Annotated in this window: 21 protein-coding genes and 1 pseudogene; 4 read left to right on the top strand and 18 right to left on the bottom strand. The window is 64.2% G+C overall.

Features of this window, described 5'->3' with window-relative positions; translation table 11 throughout:
* Positions 1-42 precede the first annotated feature (42 nt).
* Together OIK40_RS10615 and OIK40_RS10610 are read right to left on the bottom strand one after the other, a co-directional pair.
* Positions 43-1,455 carry a peroxidase family protein gene (locus OIK40_RS10615; RefSeq protein ID WP_273678304.1) on the bottom strand — a complete coding sequence of 471 codons (1,413 nt, stop codon included), beginning with the start codon at positions 1,453-1,455 and terminating at the stop codon, positions 43-45.
* A 221-nt stretch (positions 1,456-1,676) separates the two neighbouring features.
* On the bottom strand, positions 1,677-2,933 hold the full coding sequence (locus OIK40_RS10610) for an APC family permease (RefSeq protein WP_273678303.1): 1,257 nt from the start codon (positions 2,931-2,933) through the stop codon (positions 1,677-1,679).
* Between the two features lie 95 nt (positions 2,934-3,028).
* Here OIK40_RS10610 and uvrC point away from each other — a divergent pair, with 95 nt between their 5' ends.
* A complete protein-coding gene (gene uvrC / locus OIK40_RS10605; protein ID WP_273678302.1) occupies positions 3,029-4,990 on the top strand; it encodes an excinuclease ABC subunit UvrC in 1,962 nt (653 codons plus the stop codon).
* A gap of 38 nt (positions 4,991-5,028) precedes the next feature.
* Here the strand turns inward: uvrC and OIK40_RS10600 are convergent, their stop codons facing one another.
* The 3 genes from OIK40_RS10600 to OIK40_RS10590 form a co-directional block, all read right to left on the bottom strand.
* Complete coding sequence (locus OIK40_RS10600) at positions 5,029-5,943, bottom strand: OmpA family protein (protein ID WP_273678301.1); 915 nt, start codon at positions 5,941-5,943, stop codon at positions 5,029-5,031.
* Between the two features lie 192 nt (positions 5,944-6,135).
* Entirely contained in the window at positions 6,136-7,956 is a 1,821-nt protein-coding gene (locus OIK40_RS10595) for a DUF885 domain-containing protein (RefSeq protein WP_273678300.1), read from the bottom strand.
* A 120-nt stretch (positions 7,957-8,076) separates the two neighbouring features.
* Entirely contained in the window at positions 8,077-9,573 is a 1,497-nt protein-coding gene (locus tag OIK40_RS10590) for a carotenoid oxygenase family protein (protein ID WP_273678299.1), read from the bottom strand.
* A gap of 136 nt (positions 9,574-9,709) precedes the next feature.
* On the opposite strand from OIK40_RS10590, the gene OIK40_RS10585 reads away from it, so the two are divergent.
* Positions 9,710-10,525 carry a universal stress protein gene (locus OIK40_RS10585; protein WP_273678298.1) on the top strand — a complete coding sequence of 272 codons (816 nt, stop codon included), beginning with the start codon at positions 9,710-9,712 and terminating at the stop codon, positions 10,523-10,525.
* A 97-nt stretch (positions 10,526-10,622) separates the two neighbouring features.
* Here the strand turns inward: OIK40_RS10585 and OIK40_RS10580 are convergent, their stop codons facing one another.
* The 7 genes and pseudogenes from OIK40_RS10580 to hisG all read right to left on the bottom strand — a co-directional run bounded on the left by OIK40_RS10580 (position 10,623) and on the right by hisG (position 17,518).
* On the bottom strand, positions 10,623-11,546 hold the full coding sequence (locus tag OIK40_RS10580) for an acyl-CoA thioesterase (protein ID WP_273678297.1): 924 nt from the start codon (positions 11,544-11,546) through the stop codon (positions 10,623-10,625).
* A 33-nt stretch (positions 11,547-11,579) separates the two neighbouring features.
* A pseudogene (locus tag OIK40_RS10575) lies at positions 11,580-11,790 on the bottom strand (transcriptional regulator); the annotation flags it as partial.
* Positions 11,791-11,889: 99 nt separating this feature from the next.
* Positions 11,890-14,010 carry a sodium-translocating pyrophosphatase gene (locus tag OIK40_RS10570; RefSeq protein WP_273678296.1) on the bottom strand — a complete coding sequence of 707 codons (2,121 nt, stop codon included), beginning with the start codon at positions 14,008-14,010 and terminating at the stop codon, positions 11,890-11,892.
* A gap of 186 nt (positions 14,011-14,196) precedes the next feature.
* Entirely contained in the window at positions 14,197-15,054 is an 858-nt protein-coding gene (thiL, locus tag OIK40_RS10565) for a thiamine-phosphate kinase (RefSeq protein ID WP_273678295.1), read from the bottom strand.
* Positions 15,055-15,069: 15 nt separating this feature from the next.
* Entirely contained in the window at positions 15,070-15,540 is a 471-nt protein-coding gene (nusB, locus tag OIK40_RS10560) for a transcription antitermination factor NusB (protein WP_273678294.1), read from the bottom strand.
* A complete protein-coding gene (hisD, locus tag OIK40_RS10555) occupies positions 15,537-16,832 on the bottom strand; it encodes a histidinol dehydrogenase (protein WP_273678293.1) in 1,296 nt (431 codons plus the stop codon). Before hisD ends, nusB begins: the two co-directional genes overlap by 4 nt.
* On the bottom strand, positions 16,829-17,518 hold the full coding sequence (gene hisG, locus OIK40_RS10550) for an ATP phosphoribosyltransferase (protein ID WP_273678292.1): 690 nt from the start codon (positions 17,516-17,518) through the stop codon (positions 16,829-16,831). Before hisG ends, hisD begins: the two co-directional genes overlap by 4 nt.
* Before the next feature lie 45 nt (positions 17,519-17,563).
* On the opposite strand from hisG, the gene OIK40_RS10545 reads away from it, so the two are divergent.
* The gene (locus OIK40_RS10545) at positions 17,564-18,652 is read left to right on the top strand and encodes a DUF2332 domain-containing protein (RefSeq protein WP_273678291.1); all 1,089 of its coding nucleotides are present in this window, start codon (positions 17,564-17,566) and stop codon (positions 18,650-18,652) included.
* Here the strand turns inward: OIK40_RS10545 and OIK40_RS10540 are convergent.
* The 4 genes from OIK40_RS10540 to OIK40_RS10525 are packed head-to-tail and all read right to left on the bottom strand — an operon-like array spanning position 18,649 to position 21,122.
* Positions 18,649-19,545, bottom strand: a complete 897-nt coding sequence (locus tag OIK40_RS10540; RefSeq protein ID WP_273678290.1) for an alpha/beta fold hydrolase — start codon at positions 19,543-19,545, stop codon at positions 18,649-18,651. The two genes, OIK40_RS10545 and OIK40_RS10540, sit on opposite strands and share 4 nt — an antisense overlap.
* Positions 19,542-20,354 (bottom strand): SDR family NAD(P)-dependent oxidoreductase, encoded by an 813-nt coding sequence (locus OIK40_RS10535; protein WP_273678289.1) that lies wholly within the window; start codon positions 20,352-20,354, stop codon positions 19,542-19,544. The genes OIK40_RS10540 and OIK40_RS10535 overlap by 4 nt, the downstream gene beginning before the upstream one ends.
* Before the next feature lie 52 nt (positions 20,355-20,406).
* The gene (locus OIK40_RS10530) at positions 20,407-20,859 is read right to left on the bottom strand and encodes an NUDIX hydrolase (RefSeq protein ID WP_273678288.1); all 453 of its coding nucleotides are present in this window, start codon (positions 20,857-20,859) and stop codon (positions 20,407-20,409) included.
* A complete protein-coding gene (locus OIK40_RS10525) occupies positions 20,856-21,122 on the bottom strand; it encodes a BolA family protein (protein WP_273678287.1) in 267 nt (88 codons plus the stop codon). The genes OIK40_RS10530 and OIK40_RS10525 overlap by 4 nt, the downstream gene beginning before the upstream one ends.
* Positions 21,123-21,200: 78 nt before the next feature.
* Here OIK40_RS10525 and OIK40_RS10520 point away from each other — a divergent pair, with 78 nt between their 5' ends.
* Complete coding sequence (locus OIK40_RS10520; protein ID WP_273678286.1) at positions 21,201-21,794, top strand: DnaJ domain-containing protein; 594 nt, start codon at positions 21,201-21,203, stop codon at positions 21,792-21,794.
* On the opposite strand, the gene OIK40_RS10515 is transcribed toward OIK40_RS10520, so the two are convergent.
* On the bottom strand, positions 21,791-22,417 hold the full coding sequence (locus OIK40_RS10515; RefSeq protein WP_273678285.1) for a glutathione S-transferase family protein: 627 nt from the start codon (positions 22,415-22,417) through the stop codon (positions 21,791-21,793). The genes OIK40_RS10520 and OIK40_RS10515 overlap by 4 nt on opposite strands.
* Before the next feature lie 23 nt (positions 22,418-22,440).
* Entirely contained in the window at positions 22,441-23,292 is an 852-nt protein-coding gene (locus OIK40_RS10510; protein ID WP_273678284.1) for an oxygenase MpaB family protein, read from the bottom strand.
* Between the last annotated feature and the right edge of the window lie 55 nt (positions 23,293-23,347).

Raw genomic sequence — 23,347 nt, 5'->3', positions numbered from 1 at the left:
GCGGAGCCTGTCGGGGCCGCACGGCTCCGCCCCGGGCCGGCCTCAAGGCAGGGCCGGCTGAGCCACGGTCACGAGTTTGCCCAGCGTGTTCCACTCGGGCCGCGGAGACCAGTTGCGGTTGGCGCCCAGCCATGAACGGTCATCGAGTTCCAGCAAGCCGATCAGTGTTTCGGCAACGATAGTCGCGCCGACCGGGCCGAGCGCTTCGCCTGCCAGCGTGTCGCCATTGGGCTCCTCGCGTCCGATAACCTCGGCTTCGGCCAGGATGTAAAGCCACAGCGGGATGCCTTCGCGTCCGAGATCGCCATTCACATCCTCCACCTTGTCGAGCACCCGGTCGATTTGTGCCTGCGGGCATCCGATAGCGGCCGCAACTTTCTCTCCGCCGGGCAGGAGGAAGGTGTTGCCGCGCAGCAGGTTTCGGGTTGCCAGCGAATTTTCGTCGGGCGGGCTGATAAAAGGCAGCGCCAGCAGATCGCCCGCCAGTTTCGTATCGAGCTTGAGCGCGCGTTCGACCTGGCGGTTGGCAGGCGTGAACAGCAATTCGTGCCAGTCCACCACCGCATCGGGATCGCCCACCGGATCGAACCCCGATCCCAGCGTCGTCCCGAACAGTTCGAATTGCGAACCGCCCTTGCGCAGTTGCAGCTTCATCGGGATCATCGAATGGCCGAAACGGTAAGCAGCGACCGAAAATTCGATCGGGATGAACGGGACGTCGCCGCAATAGACCTGCCGTCCGCAGCCGAGGATGCGTTCAATCACCGGACGCCCGCACATTGCGGCAAGGAAGTCATGCACCAGCGCCCATTGATAATGCCATGTCGTCTCGCGCCGCGCCTCCTCGTAAAGCGCGTGGCCGGTCAGGCCGTGTTCGTCCTGCAGGGTCTGGGCGACATGATTATGGAAGCGGATGATGGCGAGCTGTATCTGGCTGATCACCCGGTTTTCGTCATTGCGCGGGTCGCCGATGATCGCGCGGCCGTTGGGAGAGCGCAGCAGATCGTGTTCGGCGATGCCCGCCTGTCCGGGATTGTCTGCCCCGGTCAGCAGCTTGACCCCGCCGAAGGGCCCGCCCTGCACAAACAGGTAAGGCTGGGCTTCGGGCCCCAGGCCGTAGATGCAATCGAGATCGAGCGTCGGGGTGCGCACGTTGGGGATTTCGCCGGGATCGTCGACCACGCTGGCGAACGAGGTCGAGGCATCGAGCGTCACGTCGTGATCGACGAACTGGCCGAAGAACACCATGCCGACGGGAATGGTGGCAGTGCGGCTGGCGGTGCTCTTGCCATCCATCGGCCCGTTGCGTGCGCCGATGGTTCTCAAGATGTCGGGCCGTGTAAAGGCGGGCGCAAGTTCGGTGAACAGGCGACCGAAGCGGTCCTCGCGCCGGTTCTGGTGCTGGTGATACAGGCTCATCCGGCAGAACGGCGAAATCCCGGTGAGCGATTTCATTCCATGGTGTTCGTGATTTGACATCAGGTTGCCTCCATTTAACTGAATTTTAGCTAACCCGTTGTTTATATTTGATAATTGATACTTGATTCGACCAAGTATCACTTGGCGAAACGCGACGTTTTTCGGGGAAAGTTTGATTACGGATACGCGCGGAAGCCCGCGCAAACTTGGAGTAACGCAGGCGGACGCCGCCGTAATCGATTGGCCGGTTTCGGGGCCTATTTGCGGCGTGAAACGAAATAGAGGCCGGTGCCGACTGCCAGCAGGACGCCGAAGACCGCGTAGGATTCGGCTTTGGCGTGACTGGCAACCCACAGGGTCGATGCCGCTGCCAGCAGGGCTGCCGGCAGATGCCACCAGGGCGCCTTCTTGTCGTCTCGCCGTTCCAGCACCGGAAGCGCGAGGGCCGAGAGCAGGTACATCACCAGCCGCGACAGGGTGCTCGCCACTGCGAGTGTCGCAAAGCCCGCCCAAAGGCTGAACAGCACTGCCAATCCGCCAAAGAACAGGATCGAGACATCGGGTGTCTGGAAGCGGCGCGAGACATGCGCGAAGGCCGCAGGCAGCAGGCCCTGTTCGGCCATTCCGAAGGTCAGTCGCGGGGTAACGATCCCTCCCGAAAGCGTGTTGGCGCCGATCGAGAACGCAGCGGCGATGGCGATCACAATCGCGCCGATTGGCCCGGCAACCGCTTCGGCCGCCGCGGAAAGAGCGCTTGTGTTGCCTTCCACTTCCGGCGCAATCGCGAGGTAGGCCCAGATCACCAGCATGTAAAATACCGCCACCGCCGCCAGCGTGGTCATGAGCGCCAAGGGCAGGTTCCGCCGGGGATTGCGCATTTCCCCAGCGGCCAAGGTTGCGTTTTCGAACGCCATGTAGGCGTAGAAGGTGATAAGTATGACGCTTTCGAATTCGCCGAAGCGCGGCAGGCTGAAACCGATTGCCGGATCGCGGGTCGTAAGGCCGATGATGACAAGGGCGACCAGCGGGGCCAGCTTGACGAAGGTCATAATGCCCAGCGTTCCCACCGACGTCCGCATCCCCACCAGATTGACGATGGTCGTGAACAGGATGAAGCCGATCACCGCGCTCGCCTTGATCGCCGGATCTTCAAGCAGGGGAAACAGCACCGCGAGATATGCAACCGCGACCTGGGTATTGGCCGCGACCGCGACCACGCCCGAGGCATAGCGCGACCACCCGGCCTGAAATCCCAAGAACGGCCCGAAAGCCGCTGTGGCGTAGAGCATCGGTCCGCCGTGACTGTCGAACCTTGCCGACAGCGCGGCAATTACAAACACCAGCGGCAGCACCAGCAGCGCCCCGAACAGCATCATCCACGGTGCGAAACTGCCGACTGCGGCAACCATGATCGCAGGCAACGCGAAAATGCCCGCGCCGATCATTCCGTTTACGGGGAACAGCGCCGCGCCCCAGAATCCCACCGTGCGCGGCAGGCTGGCCGTCTTTTCCATTTCGCGTTTCCCCCATTGCGGAATGGCATGGTGGACTGTGCAAGGGTGCAGCACAAGCTTTGCCAAACCTCGTCGGCCCTCCTATCTGCCGGGACATGACCCGAACCCCCGCTGGCACACCCCATGATCCGCGAGGGGGCGACCGCTTCAACGAGGAGCGCGCCGCCTACACCGTCGCCAGCGCACAGCCCGATCTCGACGCGGGTGTCGCGGCGATCCGCGATATGGTGAAGGTGCTGAAGCCGGTGCCGGGCGTTTACCGCATGGTCGATGCCCGGGGAGAGGTGCTCTATGTCGGCAAGGCGCGCTCATTGAAGGCCCGCGTCGCCAACTACACCCAGATTGCCCAGCTTTCGGGCAGGCTCCAGCGCATGGTCAGCCAGACCCGCGCAATGGAGATCATCACCACCAATTCCGAGGCCGAGGCGCTGCTTCTGGAAGCGCAACTGATCAAGCGCTTTCGCCCGCCGTTCAACGTGCTGCTGCGCGACGACAAGAGCTTTCCCTTCATCCTGCTGCGCGCCGACCACGCCTTCCCACGCATCCAGAAGCATCGCGGCGCGCGGCGGGCCAAGGGCAATTACTACGGGCCCTTCGCGAGCGCGGGGAGCGTCAACACCACCCTGAACGCGCTCCAGAAGCTGTTCCTGCTGCGCAGCTGCACCGACAGCTTCTTCAACAATCGCGACCGGCCCTGTCTGCTCTACCAAATCAAGCGCTGCTCGGCGCCTTGCGTCGGGCGGATCGACGAGGCCGGCTATGACGCGCTGGTGCGGCAGGCGAAGGATTTCCTGTCGGGCAAGTCGGGCGCGGTACAGGCCGATCTGGAACGCCAGATGGCCGAGGCTGCGGAAAACCTCGATTTCGAGACCGCGGCGATGCTGCGTGACCGGCTGCGTGCGGCGACCTTTATTCAGGGCAGTCAGGCAATCAACGCCGCTGGGCTGGGCGATGCCGACGTGTTCGCGCTCGCAGCCAAGGGCGGGCAGATGAGCGTGCAGGCCTTCTTTATCCGTGGTGGTCAGAACTGGGGGCACCGCGCCTTCTTCCCGCGTCACACGGCAGACGTGGACGAGGCGCAGGTGCTGGCCGATGTGATGCTGCAATTCTACGAGGAGGTTCCGCCGCCGCCGACCGTGCTGGTTGACCGCGAGCTGCCCGAGCGCGCGTTGATCGAGGCGGCGCTGAGCGAGTTGGCGGGGCGCAAAGTACTGGTTTCCGTCCCCCAGCGCGGCGACAGGCGCAAACTTATGGCGCAAGCGCAGCGCAACGCGATCGATGCGCTCGATCGGCGGCTGGCCGAAACCGGCACCAAAGCGAAACTCAACCGCGAGCTTGCCGAATTCCTCGAACTCGATTCCCCGCCGCAGCGGATCGAGGTCTATGATAACAGCCACATTCAGGGCACCAAGGCCGTGGGCGCAATGATCGTTTCGGGCCCGGACGGGTTCGAGAAGGGACAATACCGCAAGTTCAACATCCGCGAGGCGCAGACGAACGATGACTTCGCCATGATGCGCGAAGTGATGGCGCGGCGCTTCCGCAGCTTTGCCGAAGGCGAGGCAGGCCCGGACGCCAAGCCGGGAGGCCACGAGACGATCCTGCCCGATCTGGTGCTGATCGACGGAGGCAAGGGTCAGTTGTCGAGCGTGATGTCGGTGCTGGAGGAACTGGGGCTCGCAGACGAGGTCGCGGTGATCGGCATCGCCAAGGGACCGCATCACGGGCGCGAGGGGCGGGAGGTATTCCACTTCCCCGATGGCCGCGAGAAAATGCTGCCGCCGGGTTCACCGCTGCTGTTCCACCTGCAGAACCTGCGCGACGAGGTGCACCGTTATGTCATCGGTGCGCACCGGGCAAAGCGTTCAAAGGCGATCACCGCATCGCCGCTTGATGAAATCCCCGGGATCGGTCCGGCGCGCAAGCGTGCGCTGCTGCTGCATTTCGGGACCGCGTCGAAGGTCCGCGCTGCGGCGCTTGAAGACCTGCAACGCGCGCCGGGGGTAAGTGCGACGGTGGCCCGCAAGGTCTATGATTTCTATCATGCGGGCGGATAGTAAGGGGGCGAGCTTTCAAGTCCCGCCCCCTGCGACCCTTACTGCTCGTCGAGCGCCTTGCTCACCAGCACATTGACCGAAACGCGACGGTTCTGTGCGCGGCCGGCTGCAGTGGTGTTGTCGGCTGCCGGATCGGCAGTCGCCATCCCGGTCGGCGTGAGCATGCGATAGGGCTTCCACTTGCACACCTGCTGGAGGTAGTTGACCACCGCCGCGGCACGCTTTTCCGACAGCGCCTGGTTCACTTCCTGCGAGCCGGTGGAATCGGTGTAGCCCAGCACCAGCATCAGCGAATTCTCGTTCTGGTCAGCCTCGCGCGCGGCGGCACACAGATCGTTCTTGGCCGAGGGCGAGAGAGCCGACTTGCCAGTGTCGAAATAGACATTGGTCGTGCTCTTGAGGTTGTACTTGTCGATGTCGCCAAGCCGGCCGCGCAGCGCCTCGGTGGCGGCGGCGTTCTGCTGGATACCGGCGGTGTTGTCCTGTATCGCGGCACCCTGTTCGGCGAACTTCTGCGCGGTTCCGCCACGGATCATCGCGGCGATCAGGCGATCATCGCTGGTAAAGCGCACTTCGCTCGCCACCAGGCCGTCACCGTAATAGCGGGTGCGCACCTTCACCGGCAGGCCATTGATCAGCGCGCTCTGGTCGAAGGTCTTGTTGCCGATGCCGAGGAACCCGCCGCGGGTGCGGATCTCGGTTTCCGGGTGCAGCGTCAGGATGGTGCTGTTGCCGTCTTCCGAGGTGACCTGAAGACGCTGGCCCTGACGCGCCGAGATAATGCCTTCGATCCGCGGGCCTTCGTTCATCTCGGTCATCGGCGGCAGATTGCCGTAAACCGTAGTCAATACCTCGCTGTCCTGAGCGTTCTGCGCGGCAAGGCCGGTGGCGGTCGTCATCGAAAGCGCGGCGACCAGCGCGAGTGTAAGCGGAGCGCGTGCAGGGGCATTCATCGTATCAATTCTCCTGTCGTTCGGGCCCACGATCCCGTTGGTTCGGCCCTTTGTTGGCATAGTGCACGCGAACCGGTGTTCAGGACAACATTGCTAGTTGATGAACGCCGATTGCCCGGTTGCCACTGGAGCGGGCAACCGGGGCATGGGATACGACGAATCGAGCCTTCGGCTGGTGCCAAAGGGGCAGGATCAGCGCGCTGCTTCGGCCTCGATCCAGCGGTTGATCTTCTGTTCAAGGATCGCAAGCGGCAGGCCGCCGGTATTGAGAACCTGCTCGTGGAACGCCTTGATGTCGAACTGCGTGCCCAGCCTTGCTTCGGCCCGTTTGCGCAGTTCCTGGATCTTGAGAGCGCCGATCTTGTAGCCCAGCGCCTGCGACGGGATGGCGATATAGCGTTCGACTTCGGCCACAACTTCGGTGCGGGTCATGCCCGAGTTTTCCAGCATGAAATCGATCGCCTGTTCGCGGGTCCAGCCCTTTGCGTGGATGCCGGTGTCGACAGCGAGACGCATCGCACGCAGCTGTTCGTCCTGAAAGGTGCCGTAACGGTTCCACGGGTCATTGTAGAAACCCATCTCGTAACCCAGCGTTTCGGCATATAGCGCCCAGCCTTCGACAAAGGCGGTGGTGCCGCCGAAGCGCATGAAAGCGGGCAGATCCTCGTTTTCCTGCGCGAGGCTGATCTGGAAATGGTGCCCCGGCGCGCCTTCGTGCAGGTAGAGCGTGACATTACCCGTCGTCAGCCTGCTCGGCAGGTCATAGGCATTGAAATAGAAGGTGCCCGGACGCGAACCGTCGGGCGTGCCGGGCTGGTAGGAGCCACCCGCCTGAAACTGCTCGATCGACGGATCATAAGGCTCGATCTTGAGCGGGGCCTTGGGCAGCAGCGAGAAATAATCCCCGATCTTCGCGTCGACCTGTTTTCCGATGTCGTAATAGGACTGGGTCAACGCCTCGCGGCTTTCCGGGTGGAACTTGGGATCGTTGCGGACATAGTCGAAGAACTCGTTGAGCGTGCCCGCAAAGCCGACCTCGGCCTTGATCTTTTCCAGCTCGCCCTTGATCCGCGCGACTTCCGACAGGCCAAGCTGATGGATCGTCTCGGCATCCAGCGGCAAGGTGGTCGTGTTCTCGACCAGCTGGGCATAAAGCTCCGCGCCGCCCTTCATCTGCGACAGGCCAACACTGTCGCGCGCGGCGGGGTAGTATTCGTCGCGCAGGAAGGTGCGCAGTCGTTCATGGACGGCGTAAATTTCGCGGGTCTTGGCCTCGTAGGCGTTCGCCAGCCGCGCCTTATCGGCATCGCTAATGCCTTCAGGAAATTCCTTCAGCGGCCCCATGAACTGCGAATCCGCGACCGGGATCGCAAGCTGCGTGTCGAGCTGCTTGATCACGTTGCCGATGGTCAGTTTGGTTTCCAGCACGCCCGATGCCATGCCTTCGCGGAACTTGGCGATCGCGCGGTCGGTGAAGGCAATATAATCGTCGTGCCGCTTGAGGTTATCCTCGTAATTGGCAAGCGTCTTGAACGGCGCGGCACCCTTGCCACTGGCGAAGTTGGGATAGAAGGTGTGCAGCCCGAAGAAGTGGTTGATCGGGCGCACCTCGGTCAATTCGCGGATGCGGTCGGTCGCGCCCGCCAGCGACTGCTGCTCAGTATATTCGAACACATCATAGGCAAGCTGATCGGTGGGCGAGAGCTTTGAACGGTCGATCTGTGCGAGCAGCGCGAGATTGAGCTGGGTGTCGGTACGATCGGCGAGGAAGGCGGAATCGGTCAGCAGATCGCCGAGCCGGTCGGCATCCTCGTCGTCGCCGCGGAACAGGCGACCGAGCGGATTGAGAGCCAGTTCGCGCGCGTCGGCATCCTCGAACAGCGCGAACAGCTTGTCATGCTCCGTTTGCGATGCCTCCGCGGCAACGGGGGTGGCGGCGTGGTTGTCGGCCAACGCGGGGGTTGTCACCGTCAAAAGCGCAGTGGTTGCAGCAAGAGCTAGACGAAATTTCATTGTGGCGGTCCCCGCAGGATTAAGTGCAATCGCGGGCGGCTAGATCGCCGGAAGGGAGCGGACAAGCGCCTGCGCGACGAGCGACGCAGGCGCCTCGACCGGTGTCATGAGGATGCCGGATCAGGCGGAGGCAAAGCGGCGCGCGTGGAAGGCGGCATCCTTGCGTAATTGATCATGTTCGACCCACACCGAATGGGTCCCCGAACAGATCTTGTGTGGCAGCGCGAGGCGGCAGATCGGGCCTTTCGACAGATCCGAGGCATCGAGGATCGCGCATTCGGAGGTGCCACTGTTCTCGTCAATCAGGAAGGTGACCAGATACCCGTCATCCTCTGCGGTTGCTCCCTTTCTCGGAATCATCGGGCTTTCGCTGGCATAAACTCCTTCGGGCAGGCGATAGACCTGTTCCTCACCCGTCTCGGTATCGTGGCGAACATAGCCGTTGAACAGAAACCAGCCGGGCCGCGTGGTGGTGGACCAGACATAGCGGCTCTTTTGCATGGCGTATCGCGGATTGATCATCCCAAATTCGACGATGCGTTCCGAAAGGCTCTCCTCTCGGGTCTCTCCGGTCTTCAGGTTGAAGCGCCAGCGGTGCAGGCGGGACTGGAAGGAGTGTTCGTCCACATAGGCCATCATGTGGCTGTAACGGCCCATCTCCTCCAGCGGATCGGGCATCGGCTTGGCTTGATGATAGCCTTCGAGCACCACCTCGTCGCCTTCTTCCCACGCATTGGTCCAGTGCAGGACATACGTCGGCGCGGCTTCGAACCAGCGGATGTCCTCCGGCTGGCCGTGGCGCGGGATCAGGGCGAAGCGGGTCGGCACGCCTTCGTGCAGCCGCGCGGCGTGGATGTTGTTCGCCAGCAGGCTTTCGTCCCAGAATAGCGGCATGTCATTGAGGATCGACCAGTTCTTCGTGATCGCCATGTCATGCGGCAGGCGCGGGCCGGGAAGGGGAACGGGTACGTAATGCACCAAGCGCCCTTCGCGATTCACCACGCCGTAATGCATGAAAGGCGGGTATTTGGAGTAGTTGAAGAACATCAGTTCCCCGGTCTCCTCGTCCACCTTGGGATGGGCCGATATGCCGTCCAGCGGCACCCATGGCGCCTTGCCGCGGCTGCCCAGCGTAACCGGATCGAGCATCCACGCCTCGCCGCACTGGTAGAGCGTGGCATAGGCGGTTCCGGCGTGAACGATGATGTCGGTGCTGCCGGTGTCCTTCAGGCCCCCGTGTGCGCCGAAGCCGGGGCGTAGCGAAGTCCCCCATGGATCCATCAGTCCGCCCCACAGCGATTGCCCCGCGATCTGCTCCGCCTCGAAGCAATGGGTGCGTACGAAGCGGTTGCGATAGCTCGCCTTGCCGCCCGAGATATTGACCTGATGGATCATCGCGTCGCCATCGAAGGGATGGTGGCGGCCGAGCGGCTGGTGCACCTGGTTTTCGGTGTTACGCAGATAGATCCCGTCAATGTCGGCGGGAATTTCGCCCGCGATCACAGGCAATTCGGCAACGTCGACCTCCTCGTGCAGCGGCGTCCACGCCCCTGTCAGATAGGGATGGTTCGACGGTTCGAGCGTGGTTTTGACGGGCGGGTGGCGCGTGATCTGCATGGGTTCCTCTCCCTCGGGGCAAGAGAATGAACCGCGTACGGTTGCTCTGCAAGCGGCTTGCGGAGCAAATTTGATCCCGATCAAAGCCGCAGGCACAATGTGGGTTCATCGTGGCACCATCAGTGGGAGAACAGCCATGAAATCGATTCTGCTTCACGTCGATCACGACCCTGCGATGGAGGCTCGGCTACAGGTCGCGCTCGACATTGCCCGGGCGTCGGGCGGCCACATCACCTGCCTGCAATCGGTCAGCTACGAGGTATTCGCACCCGGCGATTTCTACGGCTCGGCGATCGCGGCTGCGATGCCGGTCATCAAGGAGAATGCCGAAAAGCTGCGCCAGCAGACCGAGGCGCATCTCGCCAATGAAGGCGTGCCGTGGGACTGGCGGTTCCTGTACGGCATTGCCCAGCACCGTCTGCTGGAGCTTTCACCGCTCGCCGATGTCGTTATCGTCGGTCCTTCGGACACGGGCGAAGGCGGCAAAGGCCCCTCTGCGCTGGTCGGCGATCTGGTGCTTAAGGCACCGGTGCCGGTGCTGGTGGTGCCGGAGGGAACCAAAAGCTTCGACGTTAACGCGCCCGCGATGGTCGCGTGGAACGGTTCGTCCGAAGCCTGCGTTGCGCTGCGCGAGGCGGTGCCGCTGCTGGCGGCTGCGCGGAAAGTCTACCTTGTCAGCGTGGCCGAGCCTTCGGACAAGCAGCGCTTCGATTTCCCCGCGCTGGAAGGTGCGCAGTATCTCAGTCGTCACGGAATTGAATGCGAGATGGTCGAAATCCCGCGCGGTGATGCGAAGATTTCCGATACCCTTTTCTCGGCAGCGCAACTGCGCGAATGCGGGTTGATGGTGATGGGCGCCTATGGTCATTCGCGGTTGGCGGAAATGCTGCTTGGCGGCGTCACCCGCCGGATGCTGTCCGATCCGCAGATGCCGATCCTGTTAGCGCATTGAAGGTTTCGCAGCCTCTAAGGGCTTCGCAATCCTCGCTCATGCGACCTGAAGGTCGGGTGTCCCGCCTGCGGCGGCTGTGCCGCTGATATGCCCGGCGTTAACGGGAGACCCTCTTCCTCATCATCCCTTCCTGCGCGACGCTCGCAACGAGTTCGCCCGCCCGGTTGAAAATGCGACCACGATTGAAGCCGCGCCCGCCGCCGCTCCACGGTGCGTCGGTGGCATAGAGCAGCCAGTCGTCGACCCGTGCGTCGCGGTGGAACCAGATCGCGTGATCGAGGCTGGCACCGACCAGTTCGCCCCGCATCCACGAAAGACCGTGCGGCAATGCGCTGGTGCCGAGCAGGGTGTAATCGCTGGCGTAGGTGATGATCGCGCGGTGGAGTTCGGGCGTATCGGCCTCTCCGGTGATCGGGGCCACCACCCGGAACCACGTATGCGCGCGCGGTTCGCTGGGGGTGCGGTTCATCCAGTGCAGGGCATCGACCGTGCGCATCTCGATCGGGCGAGGGCGGAGCATCAGGCGGCGCTGCTGCTCGCTCATCCGGTCGCCCAGTCGCTCGGCAATCTCCAGCCGCTGCTCCATGTCCGAACGCAGTTCGTCCGGGCCGGGTACGTCGGGAATTGGCGAATCATTATGCTCCAGCCCGTCTTCCGGCAGCTGGAAACTGGCGGTGAGGTTGAGGATCGGCACTGGCATGCCGTGTTCATCCTCCTGCGAGGCGACCACCCTGCGGTTGGCAAAGCTGCGCCCGTCGAAATCGCGCTGGATCCGATATTCGATCCCGACACCCTCGCGACCGCCGCGAAGGAAATAGGCGTGCAATGAATGGGCGCGTTTGCCGTCGGTGATGCTGGCCTGTGCCGCCTGCAGCGCCTGCGCCAGCACCTGCCCGCCGAACACCCGCCCGATCCCGTCCTGCTGCGGCGGGCCCGCGAAAATATCGGCCGCGCGCTTTTCGACGGTCAGCAGGCGGACGAGGCCTGCGACGAGTTCTTCGTTTGTGGGCGTATCAGTCATGGCAAAGGGCCATGCTTGGCGCTTACGAACCCGTCAAGCCGAGCTTTCTAAGCCATCGGCCTTGGCATAGTTCTGCTGCGGCCAGCGGCTGGGTGCGCTGGGCGAAAAGCCGCGTTCGCGCAGGATCGCATTGCGCGCGCGCATCGCTTTCGCGGTAGCTCCACTCGCTTCGCCAGGTGATCGACAGCGAGACGGAAGGGGCTGGGCCGTTCTTCACGAAGTGCGGTGCCATGACCGGCACGAACGGGGATGCGCGCAAAGATAAACCCCGCCGGAATTGCTCCCGGCGGGGTTGAGTCTTTCGCGGCCCTACCGCTTACCCACTATAGGGCCGTGATGTGTCTCAAGCGGCACCATGCGCCAGCGCGGCCAGCAGCAGCAGCGCGACGATGTTGGTGATCTTGATCATCGGGTTCACGGCGGGGCCGGCGGTGTCCTTGTAGGGATCGCCGACGGTATCGCCGGTCACTGCGGCCTTGTGCGCTTCCGAGCCCTTGCCGCCGTGATTGCCGTCTTCGATGTACTTCTTGGCGTTATCCCATGCACCGCCGCCGGCGGTCATGGAGAGTGCCACGAACAGCCCGCCGACGATCACACCGAGCAGCAGTGCACCCAGCGCCGCAAAGCCGTTTGCCTGCCCCGCGATCATGGTGATCACGAAGTAGACCACGACAGGTGCCAGCACCGGCAGCAGCGAGGGGATAATCATCTCCTTGATCGCGGCCTTAGTGACCAGGTCCACGGTGCGGGCATAGTCGGGCTTGGAGGTGCCGGCCATGATACCCGGATTGTTGGCGAACTGCTCGCGTACGTCGACAACCACGTCGCCCGCCGCGCGGCCGACCGCGGTCATGCCCATTGCCCCGAACAGGTAGGGCAGAAGCGCGCCGAGGAGCAGGCCAACGATCACGAAGGGGTTTTCGAGGCTGAAGTCCACTTCCACGTTCGGGAAGAAGGTCCGCAGGTCGGTGGTATAGGCAGCGAACAGCACCAGCGCGCCGAGGCCCGCCGAACCGATCGCGTAACCCTTGGTCACGGCCTTGGTGGTGTTGCCGACTGCGTCGAGAAGATCGGTCTTCTCGCGCACGCTGTCGTCCAGACCCGACATTTCGGCGATGCCGCCGGCATTGTCAGTGACGGGGCCGTAGGCGTCGAGGGCAACGACCATGCCGGCCAGAGCCAGCATCGCGGTGGCCGCATAGGCGATCCCCATCAGCCCGGCGAGGCCATAGGCGATGATGATGCCCGCCACGATCACAAGCGTCGGCAACGCGGTCGATTCAAGGCTGATCGCAAGGCCCTGGATCACGTTGGTGCCGTGGCCCGTTTCCGAAGCCTTGGCGATCGAGCGCACCGGACGGAACTTGGTGCCGGTATAATACTCGGTAATCCAGATGATCAGCCCGGTGATGGCAAGGCCAAGCAGGGCGCAGTAGAACAGCGTCCGTCCGGTGAATTCGACCATGCCCTGATCGGGGTTGATCACCGTATTCATGTCCATCCCGACCGAGCCGAGCGCGAACTGGGTAACGATCCAGATCAGCGGGATCGAGGTGACGGCAGTGACGATGAAGCCTTTGTACATCGCCCCCATCACGTTGGTCCCGCCGCCGAGGCGGACAAAATAGGTGCCGAGGATCGAGGTGACGATGCACGCGCCCCCGATCAGCAGCGGCAGCGCCATCATCGGCAGCAGCAAATCGCCCAGCTGCGTCAGCAGCAGCGCCGTCAGCACCATGGTGGCGCCGACGGTGACGACATAGGTTTCGAACAGGTCGGCCGCCATCCCGGCGCAGTCGCCGACATTGTCGCCCACGTTATCCGCAATCACGGCAGGGTTGCGCGGATCATCCTCGGGGATGCCCGCTTCCACCTTGCCGACAAGGTCCGCTCCGACGTCGGCCGCCTTGGTGAAGATGCCGCCGCCCAGACGTGCGAAGATCGAGATCAGCGAGGCGCCGAAGGCAAGGCCGACGAGCCCGTCGATCACCGTGCGGCTCGAGGGGGTGAGCCCCATCGGCCCGACCATGACGTAGAAGAACACTGCGATGGCGAGCAGCGCGAGGCCAGCCACCAGCATGCCGGTGATCGCGCCGGCGCGGAACGCCAGCGTCAGGCCCGCCTGAAGGCTGGTGCTGGCCGCTTCGGCGGTGCGGACGTTGGCGCGCACCGAGATGTTCATGCCGATGTAGCCGGCTACACCCGAAAGCACTGCGCCCGTCACGAAGCCGATCGCGGCGATGGTGCCAAGCGCGAAGGCGACCACGGCCGCGACCACCACGCCGACGATGGCGATGGTGGTGTATTGACGGTTCAGATAGGCCTGCGCGCCTTCCTGGATCGCCGCAGCGATTTCCTGCATCCGCGCATTGCCGGCACTGGCCCCCAGCACCTGAATGCTGGTGATCACGCCATAGACAATGGCGAGCAATCCCAGCCCGATGGAAATGAGCAATAGGTTCACGAGTTATCCCCTCTCGTTTGTGTCCTGTCCCTGTCGGGAAGCCTCGCGCTCCTTTGAAATCCCGTTGGCGCAAGGGCGCACAGTCATAGGGGCTCGAAAGGCGCTGGCAAGCCTCGGGCGATGGAGAAACGGCGCTTTCTGGCGGGTTTCACCAGTTTTGGCAGGGTTAGGGCGCGTGCGGCGTAATCAGCCGTGGCGATAGCCGAGATTCGCCGGATCTGGCAGCGGCATGTCGTCAAGCATCAGCGGCGCATGTTCGCGGCTGCGCACGGTGCCAATGCGGGTCGCCGCGATGGGCGGGGCGATGCCTTCGGGAAGCGTGAACAGCAGTTCGTAATCATCGCCCCAGCGCAAGCATTCCTGCATCCGCGCGCGCGACGCGACAGGCACGGCGGCGCTCTCCAGCGCGAAGGTCACACCGCTTGCCCACGCCATGCGCCAGCAATCGAGCAGCAGTCCGTCGGAGATGTCCATCATCGCGCTGACATGGGGGGCGAGCGCGATCCCTTCGGCAAGGCGCGGTAGCGGGCGGTTGAAAGCAGAAAGATGGTCCGGATCGCCCTCGTAGCCGAGCATCGCACGTCCCACCGGGCCGGAAACAAAAATGCCGTCACCCGGCGCCGCGCCCTTGCGCGAGGGCACCGGCACGTGGGTCGCACGCCCGATCGCCGTCAGGCCGTAGGTGCTGGTGCCGGTGGTGGCGACCGTGTCCCCGCCCATCAGCGGCACGCCATAGGTTCGCAGTCCCTCGGCCAGCCCTTCAAGAAAGCGGGCATCGTCGCTGCCGAGCGAATAGCCTAACAGCACGCCGATCGGCTCTGCACCCTTGGCCGCAAGATCGGAAAGATTGGATGCGAGCAGTTTCCACGCCACGTCGGCCATGTCGGCATGGGGGCGAAAATGGGTGTCCTCAGCCATCATGTCGTGGGTGATGACGAGCGTTTCGCTGCCGATGGCCAGGATCGCGCAGTCATCCTCCAGCCCGCGCGCGCCCTTATGGAGCGGCAATTTGCGCAGGGCGGCGACGAATTCGGACTCGTTCATGGTGCGAACCGAGGTTTAGCCCGCGCGCACCTCTTTGGCCACGGCATCGAGGATGCCGTTAACGAATCTGGCCTGTCCGTCGTCGAAGAAGGCCTTGGCGACCTCGACATATTCGTTGATCGCCACAGCCGCAGGCACATCGGGCCGGGCGAGCAGTTCGTAGGTTCCGGCGCGCAGCACTTGCAACATCGCCTTGTCGAGCCGGGCGATGTTCCATCCGGCGGCCAGCTTTCCGGCGACAGCAGCATCGATCTCGTCGCGCCGGGCATCGACACCGCGCACCACATCATCGAAGAACGGCACTTCGGCCTCGGCATATTCGGCATCGCCGAAATCATCGCTGTCGATGTCGCGTCCCAGCCGATGCTGGTGGAATTCGTCGAGCAGCCGAGCCAGCGCGGTGCCTTCCATATGCTGCTGGTAGAGCGCCTGAACGGCGGCGAGGCGCGCGGCCGAACGGGCCTGCGAACGGGCGGGATTGTTCATTTGATTCTCAGTTCCACGGACTTGGCATGCGCCGGAAGCCCTTCGGCATGGGCAAGGGTCGCGGCGGCGGGGCCGATCGCGGCGAAAGAGGCTTCGTCAAGCCCGAGGAAGCTGGTGCGCTTCATGAAATCGAGCACCGAGAGCCCGCTCGAGAAGCGTGCCCGGCGGCCAGTCGGAAGCACGTGGTTCGGCCCGGCGACGTAATCGCCGACCGCCTCGGGCGTCATCCGGCCGAGGAAGACGCTGCCCGCGTGGCGGATCTTGTGCATCAGGGCTTCGGGATGATCGACCGCGAGTTCGACGTGCTCGGCGGCGAGACGATCGGCCAGCGCGGGAGCCTCGGCCTCGAGATCGTTGACGACGATGATCACCCCGTGCGCATCCCAGCTCGCCCGCGCGGTTTTGGCGGTGGCAAGCTGGCTGATCTGCAGGTCGACGCAATCCTCGACCTGCCGCGCAAAGCCCGCATCGTCGGTGATGAGGATCGATTGCGAGGTCGGATCATGCTCCGCCTGCGACAGCAGGTCGGCGGCGATCCAGTCGGGATCGTTCTTGCCGTCGGCAATCACAAGGATTTCGGAAGGGCCTGCGACCATGTCGATACCGACCACGCCGTAAAGCTGGCGTTTGGCTTCGGCGACCCAGGCATTCCCGGGGCCGGTGATGACGTCGACCGGGCGGATGCGCTGCGTGCCATAGGCCAGCGCGCCGACTGCCTGTGCGCCGCCAATGCGCCAGATCTCGTCCACGCCCGCGATGTGCGCTGCGGCGAGCACCAGCGGGTTGGTCTGGCCCTGTGGCGTGGGGGTCACGATGGCGAGCCGCTCTACGCCGGCGACGCGCGCGGGGATCGCGTTCATCAGCAGCGAGGACGGATAGGCCGCGCGGCCTCCCGGAACATACAATCCCGCCGCATCCACAGCCCGCCAGATCGCACCGAGCCGCACGCCCGCCGCGTCGGTGTAGTCGCGGTTCTGCGGCAGCTGCGCCTCGTGGTAGCTGCGAATACGCGCCGCCGCGAGTTCGAGCGCCTCGCGAAGATCGGGGGCGAGCGTCTTGTAGGCTTCCTCGCAGGCCTCGCGCGGGATCGACCAGTCGGCATCATCGGCGAGCGTGTAGCCGTCAAAGCGCTGGGTGAACTCAGCCAGCGCCGCGTCGCCGCGCAGCTTCACGGTCTGGAGAATGTCGGTCACCTGCCCGGCGACATCGGCATCGGATTCGCGCCGGGCATCGACGATCCGCGCGAATTTCTGCGCGAAATCGGGCTGGAGGGTGGAAAGGATCGGGATCATGCGGCTGCGCTCCGGCTGCGCGCCTCGGCATCGCGGCGGAAGGCATCGACCAGCGCGGCGACACGGGCATCAGTCTTCAGCGCGGTGCGGTTGACGATCAGTCGCGCCGAGATTTCCAGGATGACGTCGGTTTCGACCAACCCGTTTTCCTTGAGCGTCTTGCCGGTCGAGACGAGATCGACGATCTGCCGTGCCAGGCCGAGCGAAGGTGCGAGTTCCATCGCCCCGTTCAGCTTCACGCATTCGGCCTGCACGCCCGCAGCCTCGAAATGGCGGCGGGTGAGGCTGGGATACTTGGTCGCCACGCGCAGATGGCTCGCCCCCGCAGGCTCTTCGCCGTCAGCGGCCAGCCGCGCAACCGACAACCGGCACAGCCCGATGCCGAGATCGACCGGCGCATAGAGATCGGCGTAGTCGAATTCCTCGATCACGTCCGAGCCGACGATCCCAACCTGCGCTGCGCCGTGGGCGACGAAAGTGGCAACATCGAAGGCGCGCACGCGGATGATCCGCATGTCAGGGCGAAGGCATGCGAAGGCGAGCGCGCGGCTCTTGGGATCGTGGAATTCCGCGTCGGGCTCGACGCCTGCGCGCGCCATAACCGGAAGCGCCTCGTCGAGGATGCGCCCCTTGGGGACAGCGAAGGTCAGCTGTCCGGGATTGTCGTGATTGCCATTGATGGTCATGATTGGCCGCGCACTTAAGGGCGCAGGCGCGAAAGGGCAATGGAAATGGCGGTGAGCGAGCCGGGAATCATGGGTCTGGAAGACTTTGCCGCCGCTCTTGAATGGCAGGCGCGCCATGCCGAGGAAAACGGAGCGCCAGCAACCGGGCGGGTGATCCGCGCACTAGCCGGGGTGCGGGCGAGCGATACGGCGACCGGACGCCGGATCGCAAACTGGCAGGGCCTGACGCTCAAGGACGCGATGCCGCTGCGGATTGCGGGGGGCTTTCACCATCTGGTGTTGACCGGCGCGGACGCGCGGCTGGCCGCGGTCTATTCCGGAGATATTACCGATCAGGCCGAGGTCGATGCGCTGGTGCTCGACCTTGCGCACCGCTTCGATGCGCAGCTGCTCCCGTGGCTCGATGGCCCGCCGCAGACCAACGAGGCGGGCCGCGCGGCGAGCATCATGGCGGGGCTGCTGTGGCTGGCGCAGCGGGTCCGATCGCCCCGGTTCGACCTGTTCGAACTAGGTGCAAGTGCCGGGGTCAACACCATGATCGATCGTTATTTCTTCCGGCTTGGCGAAACTGAGGTCGGGCCGGAAGCCTCGCCGATGCGGATCGTGCCCGAATGGCGCGGTGCCTCGCCGCCACCGCCGCCTGCCGGTTTCGCGATCACGGGCGTGAAGGGTTGCGACATTGCCCCGATCAACCTCGCCGATCCCGAAGCGGCGCTGCGGCTCAAGGCCTATGTCTGGCCCGATGCAGGCGAGCGGTTGGCGCGGATCGATGCCGCAATTGCGCTGGCGGGAGCCGAGCCGCCCGATCTGGTCGCTGCCGATGCGGGGAACTTTGCCGCTGCGATGCTGGCGCGCCCTGCCGTGGCTGGCACGGCGCGGGTGATGTTTCATTCGATCATGTGGCAATACATGCCCGCCGCCACGCAAGCCCGCATCACCGCCGCCTTCGATGCCGAGGGCGCCGCGGCCACTCCTGAAACCCCGCTCGGCTGGATCGCGCTCGAGACCGACCCCGCCACCTTCCGTCACGAATTGCGCGTGCGCCTTTGGGACGGCGCGGGTCATCAAGGTGAGGAGCACCTGCTGTCCCATGCGCATCCACATGGTGCATGGGTGGAGTGGCTGGGGGCTTAGCCCGCCAGAAACGCTTCCATCGCCGCATTCACCGCCTCCGGCGCTTCCCACGGAACGAAGTGCCCGCAATTCGGCACTTTCACGATGGTAAGCGGGTCGATGATGTCTTCCAGTCCGTCGAGGTTTTCCGGAGGCAGGGCGAGGTCGTCGAGCGCCCAAATCACCAGTGTCGGGATCGTCAGCTTGGGCAGGGCAGGGGGCGTCCAACCCTCGGGCACGGCGAAAGGTGCGTCCATTGTGGGCACGTCGATTGGGCTGGCGCGGTAGTAATTGAGCATCCCGAAGGCGGCATCGCGGTTCTGCCAGTCGAGCAGCAGCGCGTCGCGCTCATCGGGCTCCATCGCACTGGGGCGGTCCCACTTCACTTCCTTAAGCAGCAGACCAGTGAGGCCGTGTTCCTTCACCAGCGCATCATTGGCCGAATCGCGGAAGCCCCGGATATACTGGCTCGCCTCGCGCTGGCCGGGGTGGGTATAGAGCAGCTTCTGGAAGATGACCGGGTGCGGGGCGTTGGCGATCACCGCCTTGTTCACCCGCGCATGCTGACCGCCCAGCGCCACACCCCAAGCAATCGCGCCGCCCCAGTCGTGCCCGACGATAGTGAAGCTTGGGATCGCCAGGGCATCGGCAAGCAGGAAAATGTCGCCGATCAGCTTGTCGGGCGTATAGGCCTCCACCGCCTGCGGCTTGGACGACCCGCGATAGCCGCGCTGGTCCGGTGCGATGCAGCGGTAGCGGTCCTTGAAATGCGCGATCTGGTGGCGCCAGGTGCGGTGGCTTTCGGGAAAGCCGTGCAGGAAGATCAGCACCGGCGCGTCGACCGGGCCTTCGTCTACCACATCAAGATGGATGCCGTTGGGCAGATGCACCCGCTTCAGTTCGAACCCGCTCATTCGGCCGCCTCCAGCTTTTCCATATATCCGTTCGCGACCATGTTCGCGATCTGATCGAACAGCGCATCGGGCGTGCGGCGCAATTCGCCCATCGCCTTCTCGCCGCCCTCGGCCACGATGATCTCGCGCGTTCCGGCGGCGATTTCATCGAGCATCTGGCGCGCTGCCGCGTCGGCGGGAATGCCATTGTCGATCGCGGGATCGGACTTGCCGCGCCGACCTCCTTCGGCAGTGAGTGCGTTGCGAGAAACATTGGTGGCGACCGAGCCGGGGTAGATCGTGTGAACGGTTACCCCGGTCTGCGACAGCTCCCCCCGCAGCGCGTCGGCATAGCCGGCGAGGCCGAACTTTGCCGCGCAATATGCGGTGCGCATTGGCACGCCGACCTTGCCCGCGATTGAGGAAATGAACCCGAGCGCCCCGGAACCGCGCTCTGCCATATGGCCGATCAGCCCTTGCGTGAAAGCGATCTGCGCGACCAGATCGACATCGATGATGTCGCGATAGACCTGCATCGCCGTCTTGAGCGCGCGGCTGCGCTGGGAGATCCCGGCGTTGGCGAAGACGATATCGATGCCGCCCTTCCACGCTATGGCCTTTGCGGTGGCTTCGGCCAGTGCGGCTTCGTCGCGTACGTCGAACGCAATGATCAGGGTTTCGCCGCAATCGGCCGCAACCTCGGCCAACCGTGCCTCGTCACGGCCTGACAGCACGACATGCGCGCCGCGTGCCGCCAGTTCGCGCGCAAGCGCCGCGCCAATGCCCGATGAAGCCCCGGTGATCCACGCCACCTTGCCTGCGTAATCCATCGCTTTCTCTCCCGTTTGCACGAGGAGTAGCGAGAGCAGGCGGGCAGGGCAATCAGGTTGCGAATTGCGACCTTATCATCTCGGCCAGATTGACGGGGAACACTGCTTCCGGCCAGTTTTCGAGCTCGTCCAGCGTGAACCAGCGGTGCTGCGTCATCAGCTCCTGTTCCAGCACAGTGTGGCGGCTGGTATCGATGCTTGCCTCCTCCACGCGGATCAGGAAAAAGCGTTCGTCAGCCTGCACCGGTTCGCCTTCGACGGTGACGAATTCGGGGGTCATCCGTGCGATCTGCGCGCCCGGATCGGCGATGATGCCGGTTTCCTCCAGCAATTCGCGCCGCGCCGCATCCTCGAAACTTTCGTCCGGCTCGCATTCCCCGCCCGCCGTGACCCAGAAGGGCGGACGACCGGGAACATCATAGCGGAACATCAAAGCCCGGCCCATGGGATCGAGTACGATCAGCCGCGCCGCGCGGCGCAGCCGCAGAGCATGATTGAGCGTCATGCCTCCGGCACACTCGCCTTGATGGCCACCGCGTGCACCCGCTGGCCGACGATATCGCCCAGCGCCGCGATCACCGCGCGCTGGCGGGCGAGGCGGTTCATCGGGGCAAAGGCCGCCGCCTCGATCTCGACGGTGAAATGCGATTCGCCCGATCCGTCGTCGCCCATGTGGCCCGAATGCTTCGCGCTGTCGTTGATGATGGCGAGGCGGGTGGGGGCAAAGGCCTCGGTCAACAGGGCGTGCATTTCATCGGCAACACTCATCAGGGCTTTCCTTCTTTGCAAGCGCAGGGGGGTATTGAGACTTGGAACTTGGGGCCCTTATCGCCATTCTCAAGGTCTATGTCTGCATCACGGTTTCATGGCCGCGTCGAAAGTGCGGGGCGCGATTGCGAGGCGCCGGGCTGCCGCGAGGCGGGGGAGTTCCGCGCGCCCGGACGCCGTCCGCATGGCTTCGACGGGCCGGGCGAGTGGCGCTGGTTCTGCCTTGATCACGTGCGCGAATTCAATGCCGGTTACGACTGGTTCGACGGCATGAGCGCCGACGAAATACTGGCTGCGCAGTCGCCGGTGGCGGGGTGGCGGACCGAAAGCCGGGCGTTCCGCCCCGAAACCCATGTCGACGGCATGCCGCGCTGGGCCGACTATGCCGATCCGCTCGATGCCATTTCCGCCCGTGCGAGCGGTATCCGCAGCCGCGCCGAACGTCAGGCGAAGATGGCGATGACAGGCAGGTTCTCGCGCGAGGAGGCGCAGGCGCTGGAGACCATGGGGCTGGGCTCGGACACCGATCGCACGCGGCTCAGGCGCCGCTATTCCGAACTGGTGCGTCGCTACCACCCAGACCGCAACGGCGGCGATCGCAAGCACGAGGCGCGGCTCAATCAGGTGGTCGAGGCCTATCAGCTGCTCAGGAAAAGCCGCGCTTTCGCCTAGCCTTCCGCGCCCTTGATGATTGCCGCGTCGATCGCATTGGCCGCCGCATAGGCCGGGCGCTGGGTGATCCGTTCGACATAGGCCTTGAAGGCGGGGCGCTCGGGGATCGAGCCGAACCTCAGACCCCAGACGAACTGGCTGCCGACATAGGTGTCGGCCATGGTGAAACGGTTGCCGGCGGCGTAATCATTGTTCTTGAGCCATTCCTCGATTGCATCAAGGGCAAGCTCGAGGCTGCCGAAGCCCGCCATGCCGGTGCGGCCCTCGGGCACTTCCCAACCCATCGCCTTTGCCACGACGGCCTGTTCCAGCGGTCCGGCGGCGAAGAACAGCCAGCGGAAATAGGCGGCGCGCTCGTGCGCGTCAGGCAGAAGGCCCGCCTGCGGGTGGGTTTCGGCGAGGTAGTGGTTGATCGCTGCGGCTTCGGTGACGACGTGATCGTGGGCGCCATGGTGATGCACCAGCGTGGGCACCTTGTTCATCGGGTTGAAGCTTTTAAGGATCTCTGGGCGGGTCGCCCAGTCGAAAACCACGTGTTCGTAATCCGCGCCTGCTTCATGCAGCGCCCAGCGCGAAATCTGACCGCGGCTCATGGCGACGGTGTAGAAGGTGAATTCGGCCATTGTCGGTCCCTTCCTGAAAGCGGTTACTTGCGAGCGGGTGCCTGCCGGAATGCCCATCGCAGGGTGCGGCCCATGCCCCATGTCGCGGCGCGGGCGGGCAGGGCGGTGAGCCGCGGGCGTTGCAGGTGGAGCATGTTGCGCGCCCAGTCGGGCAGCATCGTCACGGCATCGGCGGTGATCATCGTCTGGACGCTGCGCGGTGTGCCTTTGGGGCGCTGGCTCAATACCAGTTGCGCGACCTCTCTCGCTTGCGGAGATGTTGCAAGATCGTGGCGCAACATTCTGAAGATACGATCCGCCTCCGCGCGCGTCTCGGGCACCGGATCGGCCCCCAGTGCGCGGGCGATCACCGCGAACTGGCGATAATATTCGTCCTGTTCCGCACCAGGCATATTTGGCCGGACATGACGAAGATAGCCTGCGAGGAAGCTCTGCGCTTCGGTCACGTGCACCCACGCCAGCGTTCGGGGGGAAGTCGCCGAATAGGGCGAACCGTCGGGCAGCGTCCCGCCAACCTTGGCATGGATGCGGTTAACCCGGTCGATCGCTTTCATCGCCTCGTCGCGGTGGCCGAAGGTCGTCACGGTGATAAAGCGGGCGGTGCGCCGCAGCCGCCCATGCATGTCCTCACGGAAATTGGAATGGTCGAGCACGCCTTGCAGCGCCTCCGGATGCAGCATCTGCAAAAGAAGCGCACGCACGCCGCCGGTCATCATTCCCACGATATCGGCATGCACCAGACGGATCGGCGTGTCGCGTTCGAACAGCGCATCGTCCGATGGCGGAGTGGGTTGCTGGCCCTTGCTCGCGTCGTGAAACACGCCGCGCACCTGCCCGATCAGCTTCATGCGCAGCGATTCGACGGGGTCAGGCATGGCAAGCAATATAGGGGCGCATCGGCCTTGAGGGAAACGAACTCGCCAAAATTGC

The sequence above is a fragment of the Erythrobacter fulvus genome (assembly GCF_028595285.1).
GTDB classification, from domain to species: Bacteria; Pseudomonadota; Alphaproteobacteria; order Sphingomonadales; family Sphingomonadaceae; genus Erythrobacter; species Erythrobacter fulvus.
This window is presented reverse-complemented; position numbering and strand designations above follow the sequence as displayed.